This window comes from Bacteroidota bacterium (assembly GCA_018816945.1).
Lineage (GTDB): Bacteria > Bacteroidota > Bacteroidia > Bacteroidales.
The window spans coordinates 109,459-128,214 of sequence record JAHIVC010000073.1 but is presented as its reverse complement, the minus strand read 5'-3'; the positions used below and the strand labels follow the sequence as shown (position 1 = coordinate 128,214).

Annotated in this window: 13 protein-coding genes; 8 read left to right on the top strand and 5 right to left on the bottom strand. The window is 36.6% G+C overall.

Annotated features, from left to right (window positions below; all coding sequences use genetic code 11):
- Window positions 1-8: 8 nt before the first annotated feature.
- From KKG99_11915 to KKG99_11905, 3 genes are all read left to right on the top strand, one after another.
- Window positions 9-1,139, top strand: a complete 1,131-nt coding sequence (locus KKG99_11915; GenBank protein MBU1013703.1) for a glycosyltransferase — start codon at window positions 9-11, stop codon at window positions 1,137-1,139.
- Entirely contained in the window at window positions 1,130-1,738 is a 609-nt protein-coding gene (locus tag KKG99_11910; GenBank protein MBU1013702.1) for a sigma-70 family RNA polymerase sigma factor, read from the top strand. The genes KKG99_11915 and KKG99_11910 overlap by 10 nt, the downstream gene beginning before the upstream one ends.
- A 75-nt stretch (window positions 1,739-1,813) precedes the next feature.
- Entirely contained in the window at window positions 1,814-3,679 is a 1,866-nt protein-coding gene (locus KKG99_11905) for a response regulator (protein ID MBU1013701.1), read from the top strand.
- A 61-nt stretch (window positions 3,680-3,740) separates the two neighbouring features.
- Here the strand turns inward: KKG99_11905 and KKG99_11900 are convergent, their stop codons facing one another.
- Complete coding sequence (locus KKG99_11900) at window positions 3,741-5,936, bottom strand: glycosyltransferase (protein MBU1013700.1); 2,196 nt, start codon at window positions 5,934-5,936, stop codon at window positions 3,741-3,743.
- Window positions 5,937-6,070: 134 nt separating this feature from the next.
- Here KKG99_11900 and KKG99_11895 point away from each other — a divergent pair, with 134 nt between their 5' ends.
- Window positions 6,071-8,074 (top strand): urocanate hydratase, encoded by a 2,004-nt coding sequence (locus KKG99_11895; GenBank protein ID MBU1013699.1) that lies wholly within the window; start codon window positions 6,071-6,073, stop codon window positions 8,072-8,074.
- 102 nt (window positions 8,075-8,176) lie between these two features.
- On the opposite strand, the gene KKG99_11890 is transcribed toward KKG99_11895, so the two are convergent.
- Window positions 8,177-9,916: a hypothetical protein gene (locus tag KKG99_11890; protein MBU1013698.1), complete on the bottom strand. Its 1,740-nt coding sequence runs from the start codon at window positions 9,914-9,916 to the stop codon at window positions 8,177-8,179.
- Window positions 9,917-10,208: 292 nt separating this feature from the next.
- Between KKG99_11890 and KKG99_11885 the strand changes: the two genes are divergently transcribed.
- Complete coding sequence (locus KKG99_11885; protein MBU1013697.1) at window positions 10,209-11,627, top strand: hypothetical protein; 1,419 nt, start codon at window positions 10,209-10,211, stop codon at window positions 11,625-11,627.
- A 137-nt stretch (window positions 11,628-11,764) separates the two neighbouring features.
- Here KKG99_11885 and KKG99_11880 read toward each other — a convergent pair whose 3' ends face one another.
- From KKG99_11880 to KKG99_11870, 3 genes are all read right to left on the bottom strand, one after another.
- Window positions 11,765-12,484, bottom strand: coding sequence for a hypothetical protein (locus KKG99_11880; GenBank protein ID MBU1013696.1), 720 nt, complete (start codon window positions 12,482-12,484; stop codon window positions 11,765-11,767).
- A gap of 68 nt (window positions 12,485-12,552) precedes the next feature.
- Window positions 12,553-12,993: a hypothetical protein gene (locus KKG99_11875; protein MBU1013695.1), complete on the bottom strand. Its 441-nt coding sequence runs from the start codon at window positions 12,991-12,993 to the stop codon at window positions 12,553-12,555.
- A 104-nt stretch (window positions 12,994-13,097) separates the two neighbouring features.
- On the bottom strand, window positions 13,098-14,294 hold the full coding sequence (locus KKG99_11870) for a C10 family peptidase (GenBank protein ID MBU1013694.1): 1,197 nt from the start codon (window positions 14,292-14,294) through the stop codon (window positions 13,098-13,100).
- Window positions 14,295-14,735: 441 nt separating this feature from the next.
- On the opposite strand from KKG99_11870, the gene KKG99_11865 reads away from it, so the two are divergent.
- The 3 genes from KKG99_11865 to KKG99_11855 are packed head-to-tail and all read left to right on the top strand — an operon-like array spanning window position 14,736 to window position 18,740.
- Window positions 14,736-15,764, top strand: coding sequence for a proline racemase family protein (locus tag KKG99_11865; GenBank protein ID MBU1013693.1), 1,029 nt, complete (start codon window positions 14,736-14,738; stop codon window positions 15,762-15,764).
- Between the two features lie 19 nt (window positions 15,765-15,783).
- On the top strand, window positions 15,784-17,106 hold the full coding sequence (locus KKG99_11860; protein MBU1013692.1) for an aminopeptidase: 1,323 nt from the start codon (window positions 15,784-15,786) through the stop codon (window positions 17,104-17,106).
- Window positions 17,103-18,740 (top strand): C69 family dipeptidase, encoded by a 1,638-nt coding sequence (locus KKG99_11855; GenBank protein ID MBU1013691.1) that lies wholly within the window; start codon window positions 17,103-17,105, stop codon window positions 18,738-18,740. The genes KKG99_11860 and KKG99_11855 overlap by 4 nt, the downstream gene beginning before the upstream one ends.
- Window positions 18,741-18,756 lie beyond the last annotated feature (16 nt).

Genomic DNA, 18,756 nt, shown 5'->3' with positions numbered 1-18,756 from the left:
ATTGTGAAATGGAAATGCCAATTCCCCAATTTTCTTTACCTTTTATATTGTTGGCAATATATGCTTTGGCATTTATTGATCAGATGATATATTACTGGTTTATTTTTAGCAGGCTGGCTTTTTATCGTCCAACAAAGCAGAGCATAGAGTTGCTCCCTGTTTCGGTTGTGATTTGTGCCAGGAATGAAGATTATTTGCTAAGAACTTTGTTGCCAAAAATTTTAGAGCAAGATTATCCCAGTTTCGAAATTGTAGTCGTTAACGATTCTTCAACCGATGATACGCTTGAGTACCTTGAAGATTTAAAAAGGATACACCCGAATATCAGCATTGTTAATATCGCCCAAAATTTGAATTTTTTCAGTGGAAAAAAGTTCCCACTGTCACTTGGTATCAAATCAGCAAAAAACGAGTTACTTGTATTGACCGATCCTGATTGTGAACCAAATTCCGATCAGTGGTTGAAAAATATGGCTTTAGCTTTTACTCCTTCAACGGAAATAGTTTTGGGATACAGTCCAATTAAACCCGATAAGGGGCTCTTTAATACAATTGCCCGTTATGATACAATACAAAGAGCTATTCAGTATCTATCGTATGCAATAATTGGTAAAACATTTATGGGGGTTGGTAGGAATTTGGCATATAAAAAGTCGCTTTTTTATAAATCAAAAGGTTTTATTTCTCATTATAAAATACAATCAGGTGATGATGATTTATTCATAAATAGAGTTGCCACAAGTAAGAATACAAACATATCTATTCGTCCTGAAAGTTTTATGCATACTGCGTTTGTACCATATTTCCGTTTATGGTTTCTTCGTAAGCAACAACAATTAAATACGGTAAAATATTTTAGAAGTGGAACCCGTTTTTTATTAGGGAAATATGAACTAAGCAAGTTTGTTATTTATGCGCTATTTGCCACACTACTCATCTTGGAATACAATATTTTTATTGTTTTGGGGTTATTTGGATTAAGATTGTTGACGCAATTGATTATTATTAAAAAGAGCATGATGGTTTTATCGGAACGCAAATTATTGTTAGTTACACCTTTGCTGGAATTACTCATGATATTCATCCATATGACGGTGAGAATATCGAATGTATTTATTAAACAAAACAAATGGAAGTAGGGTCGCATCTGACGGAGAAGGGATTACGTGATTATAGGTTGGTTTTGGCAGCAGTTAATCATGGTGACCAGAAGGCATATGCTACGTTAATGCATAATTATCGTGATTCATTATACTTTATGCTTTTGAAAATGACCAATAATCCTGACGATGCAGATGATCTTACCATTGAAGCTTTTGGTAAGGCATTTAAAAAGCTTGAACAATATACTCCCGATTATGCTTTTAGTACCTGGCTATTTAAAATTGCTTCCAATAATTGCATCGATTTTATCCGTAAAAAGAAAAAGAATACTTTTTCATTAAACAATAGGGGCGAAGATGAAAATAGTCACGAGTTCGGCGAAAGCATTCCTTCTGAAACCTTAGATCCTGAAGAAAGAATAATAAAGACACAAAAAATTGAGATGATGCATGAGGTTGTTGAAAAATTAAAACCTCATTATCGAACCTTGATAGAGTTAAGATATTTCAAGGAGTTTTCGTATGAGGAAATTTCAAAAGAATTAGATCTTCCTTTAGGCACAGTTAAGGCTCAACTATTCAGAGCTCGTGAATTCTTGTTCAATATTCTCAAAAACATACCTGAAAAGTACTAGCTTTTTGTTTTATTAATAATTCAATTATTTATCGAAGTGTTTTTTGTATATTTTTAAATTGTAAATCTAATTCTAATGAGCACTAAAGTATTCAGGAAGGCAGTTCGGTTTTATTCAGATCCTAAAAGGGTTATAACACGTTTCTTTTTTCCCGGCCCGGAAACCCGGATACAATCTATTATCCAAAAAGTGATTGATATGCCCGATCAGGCTGCCAAACTTACCTTAAATCAATCATTACGTGATTTTTCAAGTCGTCATCGAAATATTTCCCGCATATTTCAAACTAACTTTAATCGTGTTCAGGAGATCATGAATGGTAGGAATGGGAATATAAGTGAACTTCCCGACTTTAAAAAACTATTGATTGGTGCTTACTTTACCAGTGAATATTCTATTGAATCAGCCGCGTTTTTTAATCCATCCATCGTAGAAGATCCTGATCAAACAGGATTAATGGAAGGAGAAAAAAGGGTAATTCTAAGTTTTAGGGCTACAGGTGAAGGGCATATTTCTTCCATCGTTTTTAGGGGAGGTTTGCTTGATAAGGACAATAATTTACAGGTTATACAGACCGGAAAATTAGTTGATGAAGCCGAGGCGATAAGAAATAAAGTTTATCAAAAAGAAGAATTCTTTAATAAACTAATGGAAATGCATTTAACAGAAACAGAACTTGCCCCTGTTTCTGAAAAGCTGCGATTCGAGTTTGATTATAATGAGTTAATAAATGCCATCAACCAAACCATTCTTGAGATCAACCCTGATGCTGCAGCAAGAAAAAAACTGCAAACCATGACCTGGTTGGCCGATTCACATTATGAAATTACCTTCTCGCTCGATACTGGAATCTCCGATCGGGTAATTTTTCCAATCGCGGCATCCGAAAGCAACGGCATTGAAGATGCCCGATTTGTAAAGTTTACCGAAAATGACGGGACCATTAATTATTATGCAACTTATACGGCTTATAATGGGTTTACCATTATGCCTAAACTGATCGTTACCAAAGATTTTTATCATTTTAAAATTATGCCTATTCATGGAGAAAATGCACAAAATAAAGGAATGGCATTATTTCCCCGGAAGCTCAATGATAAATATGCAATGCTTTCAAGGCTCGATGGCATAAATAATTACATCATGTTTTCTGATGATATTAATATTTGGAATAAGGCTAAAAAAATTCAGGAACCAAAATTCCCCTGGGAATATATTCAGGTTGGAAATTGTGGCTCTCCGATTGAAACCGAACATGGATGGTTAGTAATTACACACGGAGTAGGTACCATGCGAAAATATTGTTTGGGTGCAACTTTGCTTGATTTAGAAGATCCTACCAAAGTAATTGGGCAATTGAGTGAACCATTACTTATGCCAAATGAAGAAGAACGTGAAGGTTATGTTCCAAATGTAGTTTATTCATGTGGTTCGATTATACATAATAATCAGTTGGTACTTCCATATGCAATGTCAGATACGGCTTCTACTTATGCTGCAATTCCGATGGATGATTTGATGGAACGACTTATTCCTGCCGGTTATAATCTCGAAAAGATGAACGGTGAAGCTGAAGTTAATAAAGCACGTATTTTAGTTGTAGAAGATGAGGTAATCAATCAAAAAGTAATAGCCGGTATTTTACGATCGGGAGGTTATGAAGTTGAAATTGCGCCTGATGGAATTGTCGCACTAATTCAGATTTCAAAAGGTAAATTTGATTTGATTCTTTCAGATATTGCTATGCCGAATTTTGATGGCTATCAAATGCTCAATTATATTAACGATAATAACATCAAAATCCCGGTCGTCCTCTTATCCGGATTTACAAGCAAGGAAGAAGAAGCCAAAGGATTAAAAATGGGAGCAATCGAATATATCAAGAAACCAGTTGACCAAGAAGTTTTGTTGTTAAGGATTCAAAAAATTTTAAAGAAATAATTTTTAGCTTTGCTCAACCAGCAATAAAAATCGTTGAAGTAATTAAGCAGGGATTGAATAGTTAATAATAATCACCTGCAATTAAGTATGCATGGATATACGAAATCGTACTTTCTGCCCCCTGATTTCGATTGATCGTAAATTCTTCAAGCCCATCGTTGCAACCTCCTGTTTCTTCATCGTACATCGGAATGCTATGATCATTTTTTCCGAGAAACCACTCAAAACAGATTTTAAGTTTTGTAGCAGCGTCTTCACATTGTAATGCTTGATATTTAGCATGATATAAAATTACCATCGCTGCTGCATCAATGGGTTGTTGACCGTAGATTGCAAATTCTCCAAACTTAGGGTACCACTCCCGATTACCAATAATTCTTAAATATCCTTCTGTGAAACATTTACGTTCAAGGAATTGGGCGGATTTTTCGGCAATTTCAAGATATTCATCATTATGAAGTACTTCATGAGCCCGATACATTGCAGCAGGTAACAATCCATTGTCATAAGTTAAAATATCTTCGTACCAATACCAATCATCCTTGCTAAATTTATAAAAAGCTGCTGCCATTTTTTTTGCAAGTTCATTTAATCGAATTCCGAACTCTTCCCGATCGGGATACTTTTTAATATAGTGATACAGTCCTAGCATGGTGTTTGCCCAACCCCTCGCATGCTTTAGTTCATTGAACCAGCCAAGTGAACGAACAAACATTTCGTGCCCTATTTGTAAAATGGAATCATTAGGCGCATATCTGATCAAATATCCCAATGCCCAAATGGTTCTTCCAAAAGCATCATCAGAACCAATCTGGTCAATAAATTCTTTATTATAACTCAGATAGTTTTTGTAGCTCCCATTTTCATTTCGCATATAAATTAAATAGGTGCTATAACGGTAAATGAGTTGAAGAAAATTGTCGTCTTTAAATCTTTTATAAGCCCTTAAACAGAGCAATAATGCCCTGGCATTATCATCTAAGCAATAGCCTGTTCTGTAATCCGGAAGACTTCCTTTGGCAAACTGTATAATTCCTGTTTTATCAGTCATGCGCTCGAGATGTAAGCGTTTCAAAGGAGGAATTTTAAAAGATTCCTTTTGATCTTCAAATTGATCAATTGCTTCTTTTAAGCATTCATTGTACTGATTTCCAATAATGGGCCATGCAATTTTTAACCCATATTGATAAGCTTTTTTCTGATAGGCTTTTAATTTGTCCGGATGGTCGAGTAAATCATTAATAATATTTGAAAGATGTTTTTTGTCGCCAAAATCAAACAAGATTCCGGTATCATTTGCTAACAATTCTTCGGCATGCCAATAAGGTGTAGAGATAATCGCAGATCCACCACCTACCGCATAAGCCAAAGTTCCACTGGTAATCTGGGCCTTATTATGATAAGGGGTTATGTAAATATCTGAAGCTAAGAGGTAATTTATTAATTCTTCTTCATCCACATAACGATTTTCAAAAAGAACATTGTTTTCGATTTTAAGATCTTTTGTAAGTTGGGCCAGGAACTCCCGGTATTCTTCACCTGCATGTTTTACCACATGAGGATGTGTTTTTCCAAGAATAACATAAAGTAGATCGGGATGTTTTTCTACCACTTTTGGCAAGGCCCTTAACGCGACTTCAATTCCTTTGCTGCGCCCAATTAATCCAAATGTTAAAATTACTTTTCTATTTAAAAATTCTTTCGGCTTTATAATTTCTTTATTTGCATAATTCTTATAATCAGGTACCCCGTGTTCAATCCTTAAGATTTTATTTTCAGGTATTTCGAACACCTCTTTCAAAAACCTAACAGCAAGATTGCTCATAACCACCAACTTTGATGAATATTTGGCAATCGTTTTTAATACCTCTTTTTGAAGAAAAGTAGGACTTTGCAGAACGGTATGCAAGGTAGTTACGATGGGGATATTGACCCTTCGCAATAATCGTAAAAGCAAAAGCCCGCTGTCACCTCCAAATATTCCATATTCGTGTTCCAGCAAACATACCTCAGCACCCGACTGATTAATAAAATCCGCGGCAGAAATATATTCGTCGAGAACCTGATCATTAATGACCCGAACTACTTTTTCACTGTAATCGTAAACCTGATTTTGATCGTTCATTGTTATGATTTCTATTTCAAGATCGTCATGATTTATTTCGGCAGCCATCATCATCGACTTAACCAGGTTTTCGGTAAAAGTTGCGATGCCACATTTACGAGGGGGGTAATTACCAATGCAAATTACTTTCATACTTAAAAGGATTTCTTGTTTTATGCTGTTCTTCGACTTAAATGCAAGATATGAAAAATAGTAAGATTATCAATGACAAATTAAGGGCATTGTTGTAAATTTGTGAGCAAATAAAAAACCTTAAACCAAAAATCGTGAATGATTTCCAGCAAGCAATAAAAAGGGGGATTCCCAGCAATTTACCTGACCTTCAGGCTTATGATCTAAAGGTAAACCATGCTCCGGTTCGTAAAGATATTTTAAGTAAAGAAGAGAAAAAACTTGCCCTTCGAAATGCACTTCGCTATTTCGATCCAAAACATCATAAAACCCTTGCCCCCGAATTTGCAGAAGAACTTAAAAAATACGGTCGGATTTACATGTATCGTTTTCGTCCGACATACAAGATGTATGCCCGAGGCATTGATGAATACCCACAAAAATCAAAGCAGGCTGCAGGCATTATGCTGATGTTGCAGAACAATCTCGACCCCAGAGTTGCACAACATCCTCACGAATTAATTACTTATGGAGGCAACGGCGCTGTTTTCCAAAATTGGGCGCAATACCTGCTTACGATGAAATACCTTTCAGAAATGACCGATGAGCAAACCCTCGCACTATATTCAGGTCATCCGATGGGATTGTTCCCTTCGCATAAAGGAGCCCCGAGGGTGGTTGTTACGAATGGCATGGTTATACCCAATTATTCATCACAGGATCATTGGGAAAAATTTAATGCATTGGGTGTTTCGCAGTACGGACAGATGACTGCCGGTTCGTTTATGTATATTGGTCCTCAGGGAATTGTTCATGGCACCACTATTACGGTTTTGAATGCAGGCCGAATGATTGAAAAGAACGGTGAAGGTCTTGCCGGAAAAATTTTCTGTACCTCAGGATTGGGAGGAATGTCAGGAGCTCAGCCAAAAGCAGCCGTTATTGCAGGTGCCATTGGATTGATTGCCGAAATTAATCCCAAGGTTGTTAAAACCCGTTTTGAACAAGGATGGGTGGATGAGGTTTTTACAGATTTATCGGAATTAATCAAAAGGGTAAAAGTCGCCCAGGTTAATAAAGAGGCAGTTTCAATCGCTTATCAAGGCAATGTGGTGGACTTATGGGAACGATTGGCCGACGACAATGTCTTTGTGGATTTAGGTTCTGATCAAACTTCACTTCATAATCCTTGGTCGGGTGGATATTATCCTGTTGGGATGAGTTTAGAAGAATCGAATGAAATGATTGCAAACAATCCTGAAAAATTCAAAGAAAAAGTTAAAGAAACCTTACGAAGACATGTAAGGGCCATCAACCGCTTGACGGCAAAAGGCATGTATTTTTTCGATTATGGAAATGCTTTTTTACTTGAATCAAGCAGGGCAGATGCCGAAATCATGAATAAAGAAGGGAAATTTAAATATCCTTCTTATGTTCAGGATATTATGGGCCCCATGTGTTTCGATTATGGTTTTGGGCCTTTCCGTTGGGTTTGTACTTCGGGCAAGGCCGAAGATTTGGAAATTACCGACCGGATTGCGATGGAAGTACTGAGTAAAATTGCTGAAACCGCGCATGTTGAAATCAGCCAGCAAATGCGCGATAATATTCAGTGGATCAGGGAGGCACAGAAAAACAAATTGGTGGTGGGATCTCAGGCCCGGATTTTATATGCCGATTGCGAGGGCAGAACAAAAATAGCAGAGGCATTTAATAAAGCAATTAAAGAAGGAAAAATCTCAGCTCCGGTTGTTTTGGGTCGTGATCATCACGATGTTTCCGGTACTGATTCTCCCTATCGCGAAACCTCAAATATTTATGATGGCTCACAATTTACTGCCGACATGGCAGTTCAGAATGTAATTGGCGATTCATTCCGCGGAGCTACTTGGGTAAGTATCCACAACGGCGGTGGCGTTGGCTGGGGCGAAGTTATCAACGGCGGTTTTGGAATGCTTTTAGATGGAACTGCAGAAGCCGATCAACGACTGAAAATGATGTTGCACTGGGATGTGAACAACGGTATTTCGCGTCGCAGTTGGGCTCGAAACGAAGGAGCGGTATTTGCGATAAAACGTGCAATGGAATCCGAACCGAATTTAAAAGTTACCCTGCCTAATTTCGCGGATGATGGGTTGATTAATGAGATAATGAGTTAATGTGCCAATTTGCTAATTGTAATAAGAGACGCCATCCGCCAATTGGCGGATGGCGTCTCTTATTATTTTTTCCCGAGAAGTTTATCGCTATTATATTAGAGGCTATTTTATCAAATAAACACTGATTCCGTAATGTTCCTGATCGTGGGGTGCGGAAGCGTTCCAATTTCGATAGGAATGAGAGCCATCGGTTTCATAATAAACTGTGTATTCGCCCTCGGGCAGGGTTATGGTACCGTCAAACAATTTGTTTTTTTCTGCACCACCTGCCGGATCTGTATTTCGGGGTGTCATTTCCCAAACAACTCTTCCGGTTTCTTTACTTTTAATCCATCCACTATCATTCATTTCCCAGCCCGTGCCTTCGCCAATTGCATAAATCCTTACTTTCGATTCTTTATTTAAAGTGAATGACCTTTTTTCATATTCATTATTTCTAACCCTTACAATCTCGGCTAAAACATTTTCGTTGGTAATGACATGAGTATCTTGCAATTCAAAAAAATCACGATTGTCACCTGCCAAAATGCTGAGTCCGTATAAATCGGGAATTAATGGAGGAGCTACATTCCAATTGCGATAAGAGTGAGAACCATCGGTTACATAGTAAGCGATGTAATTGCCTGCTTTTAATTCGATTTCTTCGTTAACCAACCTGTTTTTATCTCCACCACCGGCGTATTCAGAATTCCTTCCATCAAATTCCCAAACTTTTTTATGGGTATCAGAATTAATAATCCAGCCATAATCAACCATTTCCGAACTGCCCGAACGCTCTCCTATACTGTAAACCCGTATTTTCATGTCCTTCTTAAGTTTAAATGCCTGACTTAAATAATCATCGTCACGGGCTTTTGTTAGTTTGAGTACAAACTGATCTGATTTATCATTTAGTTTTACCTTGTTTTGATTTTTTTCATCTGTCCAGATTGAAATGCCCCAAAATTGTGGATCGTATGGTGGAAGTACATTCCATCTTTGGAAAGAATGGCTGCCATCAGAAATATAGTACAGGGTGTAATCTCCCTTTTGTAAAGTGATTTTTTCAGACACCAATCGGTTTTTTCTTCCTCCTCCGGCTTTTAAAAATCGGGTGTCCTCAGTTGGCCATACTTTTTCGTAGGTGCTTGAATTTACGATCCATGCAAAGTCGAACTGCTCGCCATCGTATTGCTCACCAATTCCGCGGATATTTAATTCAATTTCGTTTTCGACCTTAAAGTTTTCGCTCATAAATTCATCATCACCTGCTCTTACAATCGAAACAATTGCATTTTGAGCAAATGCATCTACGCTTTTTCGCCAGTCGTTTTTTATGAAACTATTTTCAGGGCCGCTTACCTGCATCGAAAAGTCGGAATACCTTCTTGAGTCACGATCACGTTCTCGCGAATTGCCATCAAAAATCCAATCCAGCAGATCGCCAAAATTGAAATTATTATTGTTGTTATAATTCCCTTGATCTATACCGGCAGCGTAATAAACTTCATAGTCGCCGGCAGGCAAGGTGATTTCATTGTTAAATTTAAATCTTCCCGAGTTACGGTACCCGAAAAATTTATCATTTTCTTCTTTTAAGATGTCCCATACTACTTCGCGGGTTTTACCGTTTAAAATCCAACCGTAAAACATTAAGTCGTTCCCCATCCTTTCATATAATCCGGCGTGACCTTCAATCTTGATGGTTGATTGACCGGATAATGAAAATCCTTGAACATCAATTTCGCCAGTCATTCGGTACCCGACTTCAATTTGATTGTTGTTTTCCTGAGCATAAACAGATTGCCCCAGAAAAAATATAAACACCATTAATAACGGTGATATAAGTTTGATAGCATTCATTGAATTTGGTTTTTGATGGATACTCATGTGAAATTTTATCTTAGACGATTATAAAATGTACTTCGTTACAATATTTATTAGTTACCGAGCACTAAATTATACTTCATCTTTTTTCATAAAAAATTTATGATATGGACAAAACTACCCGAACCATCGATTGGAAAGAAGCAAAAATCGGTAGAATACTGTTTTTTTATGGTGAACGTAGAATTAAAACTCATAATCTGAATAAAATTTGTAACCAAACCAAATACTGACCGTCATAAAAGTGTAAAACAAATTAAACAAAAATATGATGAAAAACAGTTATCGCAAATTTACAATGATCGGTATATTAATAGTTTCTTTGACGCTATTGAGTTTGGTAAAAGCTTCGGCATGTTCAACTTTCATGCTACACAAAGGCGATAAGCTCATCTTTGGGCACAATTTAAATGAGGGGGACATTGGCGTTCCTGGGATTGTGTTTATTAACAAAAGGGGCGTTTTTAAGATGGGGCGTAGTTTAAATGAGATGATGAATAAAGAAGTTACAAAGCCTTCAAAACTTAGCTGGATTTCACGATATGGTTCGGTAACCTTCAATAATTTCGGGAAAGATTTGCCTGATGGTGGAATGAATGAAGCTGGATTTTATATTTGGGAAATGAATGAAGATGCCGATTATCCGATAGGAGATTCTTTACAGCGATTGAGCCAAATGGGATGGATGCAGTTTCTGCTTGATAATTGTTCAACATTGGATGAAGCCATCAAAATGACCGAAAAGATTGAAATTGACGGTTGGGGCTGGCATTATTTTCTGGCTGATGCAAGCGGCAATTGTGCTGCTCTGGCTTTTGTCGATGGGAAAATGAAAATCAACAGGGATAAAAATATGCCGGTAAAAGGATTGTTTAACACTTCTTACAATCGTGAGATGGAAGTTGCAAAATATTATGAGAATTTTGGGGGCCAATATAAAGTTGAATTGGACAATCCGAATGTACCAAGATTTGTAAAAACCGACTTTTTAATTAAAACTTACGATCCTTCAGAAAATATCGTGGATTATGGGTTTTACATGCTCGATAAAATAAAAGTATTTGATGTGGCAGAATGGTCCATCGTTTTTGATCCAATCAAAAAGCAGGTTTATTTTCGAACCCGTATCAATCCGGCCATAAAACATTTTTCATTAAACGATGTTGATTTTTCGGCTAAGGCCGGACCATGTTTGATCCACAATATGGACATCGAAAAAGGAGGAGAGGTGCTGGCTTTAATGCACCCTTACACGGCAAAGGAAATGAGTGAATTTCTAAACTACATGGGCACACTCATTCCTCATTCATTTTTCGAAATGGGTGGTCTCTCTTTTGAACAGGTAGTTGATAATTTTTCAAATCATTCGCTTCGTGCATCACTGGCCGAAAACCAATTTTTTAAAGGTCATTGGGAAACTCATCCTGAAGATCCTAAGGAGGGTGCTTTAATCATCAACATTGAAACAGAACAGGATGCGGTGTTCGGGCAGGTAACATCTTCTGATGGCAGCATTTATAAAATTGATCACCTTTACATGATTAATCAAAATATGTATCTTACTTTTCTTACAAAAAAAGGAAAAATGATTGAATTACAAGGAGTCTTTGAGTCTGGTAATTTGAACGCAAAAGTTTATGATTCGGAAAACTTTCAGGGCTCTTTTGTTTTCAATAAGAAAGAATAGAAAAAATTAAGCCTTCCGAAAATTATAATCTTTCGGAAGGCTATAACCCTGTTTTCAAATTGGCTTATTTAACTATGAAAATATTTTACCACCTCATTTTCTTTTTAGAAGATTAATTCGAAGTGAAGCTTGATTTTTTAAATTTTATAAACTAATCCAAACCTCAACATTCTCGACCGTGCATCTCTTTTTTCAAAATTATTATATTTAGGCACGAATAAATAATTTGTTAAACCATATGAGTATCCGATGCTAAGCCCTACTCTTTTATAATAGTTTATCATTTCGACATGAAGCCTGTAGTCCCATTTTTCTTTTAAAGAATTTTTTGTTGTATTATATGATTTCTGATTTGCATTTATTGTTGCATGTTCCTTTATGCTATGGTATGCACCAATATCAAAGCCAAAAATTAAATCGGAATTAACCCCATTAATTACATTCATTCTGTTACCAAGGAATGGAAATATATTTATAAATCGGTTAGTTAAGATTGTTCTGCTGTCATAGGCATCCCAGGTTTCCCCTCCGGATGATGTGATATTTATAACTTTGTCAATATTAATGCTGCTTGATAATGATTCATAGCTAGTTCGAATTCCAAAAATAAAATGTGAATCCGTTATTCTTTGTGCATTAAACCCAAGACAGTATGAAAATCCGCTATGTTTACCAAAGGGAGACCATGTTGAATATGCGCCAAAATCAGATGCTGCTGTATAAATCGTTGTTGTTCCAGATTCTGATCCTCTAAACGAAAACAAGCCGGAAGTTAGATGAAATGAGAATTCAGTTGTTTGCCCGATTACATTTATTGAAAATAATGTTGTTAGAATTAAGAAAAAAATATTTTTCATGGTATTTGTTAATGATGTACCAATCCTAAAGTTTAAACTTAAAGATCGGTCGTTAAGTTTGGTGCAAATTATTTTATAATGGTAAAATGAAATTCGCTACCAGCCAAGGTATCTGAGATTAGCTCACCATTATACCAAATTTTTCTTTTATAGTTAGCACCATCTATAGTTAATTCGCTAGTGATTGTATCGGTAACCTGATTGTTCAGCTCAAGAAATAACGGCACTGCCTTTGTGTAAAGCCTAAGAAAACATAATGCTTCTTCACAAGAAAAATAAATGTTTTGAAATTTCTTCTCACCATTTTCCAAGTAATACAACTTTATAGCACTTTGATTAAAAGAATTGGTGTTGTTTTGATTAAGCAGGTCAACACTATTGGCATCGACATAACTAACTTCCATCCTATTTATGGGATTAACCTTCAAATTACCTTCGATTCCAGGTTGGTCATCCCTTTTGCAGGATATGAGGACTAAAACTAGAATAATAAAAAATAGATTTTTCATATACAATGATTTTAATTTCATGATTAAATTTTATTAAGTGAAGGGAATACCTATAAGCATGTATATTTCAATTGTACAATTATAGGCATTCCCAAATAATACTTTTATGGTTTAATCCCTATAACCATTCCTAGATTTGTGTTAAACTCAAATTCTAAAGGGTCAAAACTGCTATTCCATGAATAGTAATAAGCATTACAGAGTCCATTAATAAACCCCCAGTTCATACGAAAATATAAATAAGAACCTCCTGAGTCGCAGTAAAATCTTGATTGATAACCATCGCAAACCCAAGTATGCCCTCCAAGTCCATTATCATCATCGGCTCTCATTAGTACAGGTCTATTATTACTAAGCTCATTTTTAAGAGTTATGTAGTTGTAATTATTAACAAAAGTGGCCGATGAGGAATAACCAAAGTCGTTTACTAGAGATGGGACGACATAGGTTTGTGTACTTGTCTCTGAGCCAGAACAAAGATAATCCATGCTATTTGATATTCCAATATCTCTTATTAAGAGATGAGTAGCACTTGTTCCGTAAATATTAGGCATACTACTCCAGGAATAGGAGCTTGGGTGTTGGTGGTATTTCATCACCTGTGCCATGGCAACAGTAACACATCCAACAAAAGCTCTACCATTATAAGGAAGTTCAGTGCACCCTGAAAGAATGTCAAGTGAATCATTAAACCCAACCCATTGATGCCATACTGTTTGTAAAAACGGCCCAACATTGATAGTTTCATCTTCACAAGGACCAGGTGGGTCATAGACTTTTAAACTAGTCACTTTAAGGTGTCTTTTCCAGATTTTTTCCATTTCAAGATTTTGTTTCTTGTTTTCCCTTTTCACTTTTTTTATGGCTTTTTTAGTATAATGTACCCAAAGATTAACGCCATCTGGGATCTCAGATTCTACTGTTACAAAAGAGCTTTCTTCGGAATGTGCCAAGATTGGATAAACCCTGTTATCGGCAGGGATAATTATAAACCCACCTTCATCATAATTTACAATATACAATAATGCTTCTCCATTTTCTTCATCCAAAAAATTATTTAACGAATACGTTTTTTGGGTTTTCAATGAATTAGGAGTGTTAGAACCGAATCCTTTAGCAAAATTTTCGGCAACCATCTTTGCTGAATTTTCAGCAATAAAAAATTCGTTGGTTTCAATTTGGAACTCATTTTTGGGGATGGCATCCGGTTTCTCTTGGCACGAAAACGGGAGTAATAGAACCAAACATGAAGCAATTGCAATTAAGCTTGTTTTAATGCTGTTCTTTTTTTTCTTTCTCATTTTAATAAAAATTTACGTTTATGAATTAAGTTAACTACACTTCTTTATTCCGAAAAAACGAAAAAGTCACTCTGTTTTTTGATAACTCTTTTAAAATTTATTTTAATTCGCTATATATGAATGTTATATAGATGTAAAAAATGCGTTAAGGGTTGCTTAAAGAAATCGTCTTAAATTCTAATATAGAATTATATTGTTTGTGAAAGCAGCTAAGAGGAATAATCCGTAAGAAACATCCGGGTTTTGAACCTTTGAACAATTGAAATTTCAAAACATAAACACGTAAACACATAATCACGCAAACACATTGACACACAAACACCATAACACATAAACACGTTCTCAACAATCACCCTAAACAAATAACATGAAATCGAACTGATTTCATTAGCAATTCTCCTCCATTTTTCATTAATTTGAACTAGCAAATTATTCGACCAAATGGAATTAAATTGGATTGCACCGGATCATTGGAAATGTATTGAAACCATTGATGCACATACAGCCGGAGAACCTTTGCGTATTTTCATCAAAGGGCTTCCCGAAATAAAAGGGAGTTCTGTTTTAGAGCGAAGAAGATATTTTAGGGAAAACTACGACCATTTGCGTACTTCAACCATGTTTGAACCCCGTGGTCATGCTGATATGTACGGGGCAATTCTTATCCCGCCTAATACATCCGATGGTGATTTTGGCGTATTTTTCATCCATAACGAAGGTTATAGCACCATGTGTGGCCATGCGATCATAGCTTTGTCGAAAATACTGCCCGAAATTGGGATAGTAGAAAAAAAAGGAGAGGAATTTGAGCTGAAAATTGATGCACCTGCCGGACGGATTCTTTCGAAAGTAAAACGTATCAATGGGAAATTTGATTCTGTTTCATTTCGGAATGTCCCTTCATTTGTATTAATGAAAGATCAGGAAATTGAAGTTAAAGGAATCGGACAAGTGAAATTTGATATTGCTTATGGCGGGGCTTTTTATGCCTTTGTTGATGCCGACAACATTGGATTGGGTTTGCAGGTTACGGATTACAACCAAATTATTGATTGGGGCAAGCGCATTAAAAATACGGTAATGCAAAATTTCGAGATCAAGCACCCTTTCGAAGAAGATTTAAGTTTTTTATACGGAACTATTTTTACCGGTAAGGCCAACGATCCAAAAAATCACAGTCGAAATGTTTGTGTGTTTGCCGAAGGGGAAGTTGACCGTTCACCAACCGGAACCGGAGTAAGCGCCAGGGCAGCCATTCATTACTTTCGAAATGAAATCAAAACCGGAGAATCTATCCGCATCGAAAGTATTTTGGATACCTGTTTTGAAGTAAAAGTTGTGGAAGAAGTTGATTTTGGGGGCCATCATTCAGTAATTCCCGAAGTAAATGGAAACGCTTACATAACCGGTCAGCATAAATTCTATTTTGACCCGGAGGATCCACTAGTGAAAGGATTTATTTTTAGATAATCAAATAATTAATAAGTATATGATGCGAATTATTAAACTCAGTCTGTCTTTTATTTTTCTGACACAAATTGCATTTGCGCAAAATTCGGACCTTTTAAGGTATCTGCAGACTATACCCGGTTTGACTATCATCCAAAAAGAAAACGGGAAAAATTTCAAAGAATTTTATCAGTTGGAATTAACCCAGCTGCTTGATCATAAAAATGCCAATGGCAAAACTTTTAAGCAACGCATTTTTTTGTCCCTAAAGGATAAATCTAAACCTGTTGTATTGGTAACTGAAGGGTATAATGCAAATCGTGCTGCCCGAAAGGATTATATCGAAGAAATCACACAAATACTGGATGCCAATCAGGTTTTCGTTGAACATCGGTATTTTGGCACTTCGTTTCCTGATAGCACCGATTATGATTATTTAACCATCGAGCAGGCTGCTAATGATCATCATCGTGTGGTTGAATTATTAAAGCCATACTTTACCGGAAAATGGATCAATACCGGAATTAGTAAAGGAGGTCAAACCACCATGTATCATCGTTATTATTTTCCCAATGATGTTGATGCTTCCGTACCTTATGTCGGCCCTTTGATGTTTTCAAGAGATGACCCTCGCTTTTATCATTATTTTGACACGGTGGGAACTGCGGAATGCAGAGCAGCAATTCATAATTATCAGGAATTACTGCTTAAAAAGAAAAAAGAATTGTTGCCTAAATTTATTGAGGGAAATAAAAAGGCTGGATATACCTATCGCCCGGGTTATGAATTTGGATATGAATACATGGTATTGGAATATCCTTTTTCTTTTTGGCAATGGGGAGCTCATTGTGATTCAATCCCCAACGAATCGGTGGGCATGGATTCGGTTTACAGGCATTTCGAAAAAATTGTCCCTTATGGTTATTTAACCGAATCAAAAGTGCGAGAAGATTATACCTTTATGGTTCAGGCCATGAAAGATTTCGGTTATTATGGTTATGATCTTACCGAATTTGAAGGCTTACTTGATGTGGTAAAAGAGCACAATTATGATTTTGTTCTTCCTGAAAATACAAAGATCACCTATCATCCTGAATTGATGCAAAAGGTTAAAAATTACTTACAAAAAGAAGGGGATCATTTTCTTTACATTTATGGAGGATTTGATCCTTATGCTTCGCAACAGGTTGAGCTGACAGGAGAATGTGACGCTGCAAAATATGTTTTACCCGGCGGATCGCATTCAACCCGTATCCGAAATTTTCCGAAAGAAACCAGAGAAGAAATGTTTAAAAAGTTAGAGGAATGGCTTGATATTGATATTACTTATGAATTTCCCGAAAGACAAACAATAAAGAGATGAAAACAAATAAATTAATTAGGATAATGCTTATTGCATTAATCAGCGGCGCATTAAATTCTTATGCCTGTACCGACATCATTGTGGGGCGAAAAGCCACCATTGATGGATCAGTCATCACATCTCATACCGATGCTGCCCCTGAATGTCGGGTACATATTATTCCCGGAAAAAGGTTTAAAATTGGTGATATGGCACCGGTTTACTATGGCTTACAAGATGTGGACAAACCCTTGCATGAATACGGTAAAATCATTGGATATATCCCTCAGGTAGCTGAAACCTATACCTATTTTCATTCCGGATATTCACATATTAATGAATTTCAATTGGCCATTGCCGAAAGTACCATGAGCCAAAAAAAGGAGCTTCAGGTTAGTATTGAAACCGGAAAGCAAATCATGACCATTGAGCAGGCTCAGGCATTTGCATTACAAAGGTGCAAAACTGCCAGAGAGGCTATTAAGCTTATTACTTTTTTAGTTGATAAATATGGGTTTCAAACATCTTGCGGTCCGGAATCTGAAGCTTTGTGTATTGCCGATGCTAATGAAGCATGGGTTTTAGAAGTGTTCAGCATTGGGCCGGATTGGGACCCTGAAAGTGGTGAGGCCGGTGCAATTTGGGCTGCTCAAAGAGTCCCTGATGATCATATTGCCATCGTTCCAAATTGGAGCATCATTAAGGAAATTGATCTTTCAAAACCTGATGAATTTATGGCTTCATCAAATTATAAGCAAGTGGCTATTGATCATGGTTGGTGGGACCCAAAAAGCGGAAAACCATTTATTTGGCAAGAGGTATATGCACCCATCCCGAGAGAGTGGGCAGTCAGCAGGCTTTGGTTATTCTACAGTAAATACGCGCCAAATTTGAAAGAGTGGCCCGATAAAACCGCACATTCCGTTTATGCCGGCAGCGATTCGTATCATCAATATATTGAACCATTATCCATGTTCCCGTTTTCTGTTAAGCCCGAAAAAAAATTATCTGTACAGGATGTAATTGCTTTTCAGCGTGAACTTTATGAAGGAACTATTTATGATATGACCAATGATAAAAACTGGATGGTTGCCGGAAATGACGGTAAATATGTGAAAAGCCCACTTGCCACGCCATTTCCTACTAAAGCTCAGCGAGAATTATTGGGTATCACTTACCGCAGAATGGTAGCTCGTGGAGGTTATGGAATGGTTACCCAGCTTCGAAACTGGTTGCCTGATGATATTGGTGGCGTATATTGGTACTATGTGGATAATCAATATGTAAGTACATATATTCCAATTTATGCAGGGGCAATAGATGTTTCACCTTATATCAATACTTATGATCCCAATAATTATGATGAAAAATCACTTCGTTGGGCCGTTGATTTTGTCGATAATCTTTTAGGTTTGAGATGGCAAGATGCTGTAAAGGATTTACATGCAGTGCGCGATCCCTTGGAACAAAGTTTTTTTGATGAGCAGGCAAAAATTGAGATGGAAGCACTTGAAATACATCGAAAGAATCCAAAGAGAGCGAAACAATTTCTTACGGATTATTCAAATTCAAGAGTTAATCAAACTATGGTGATGTATGAAAAATTAAAGAAGACATTGATCTCAAAATACACAAACAACAATCAAGGTTTATAGATAAAATTTGCACAAA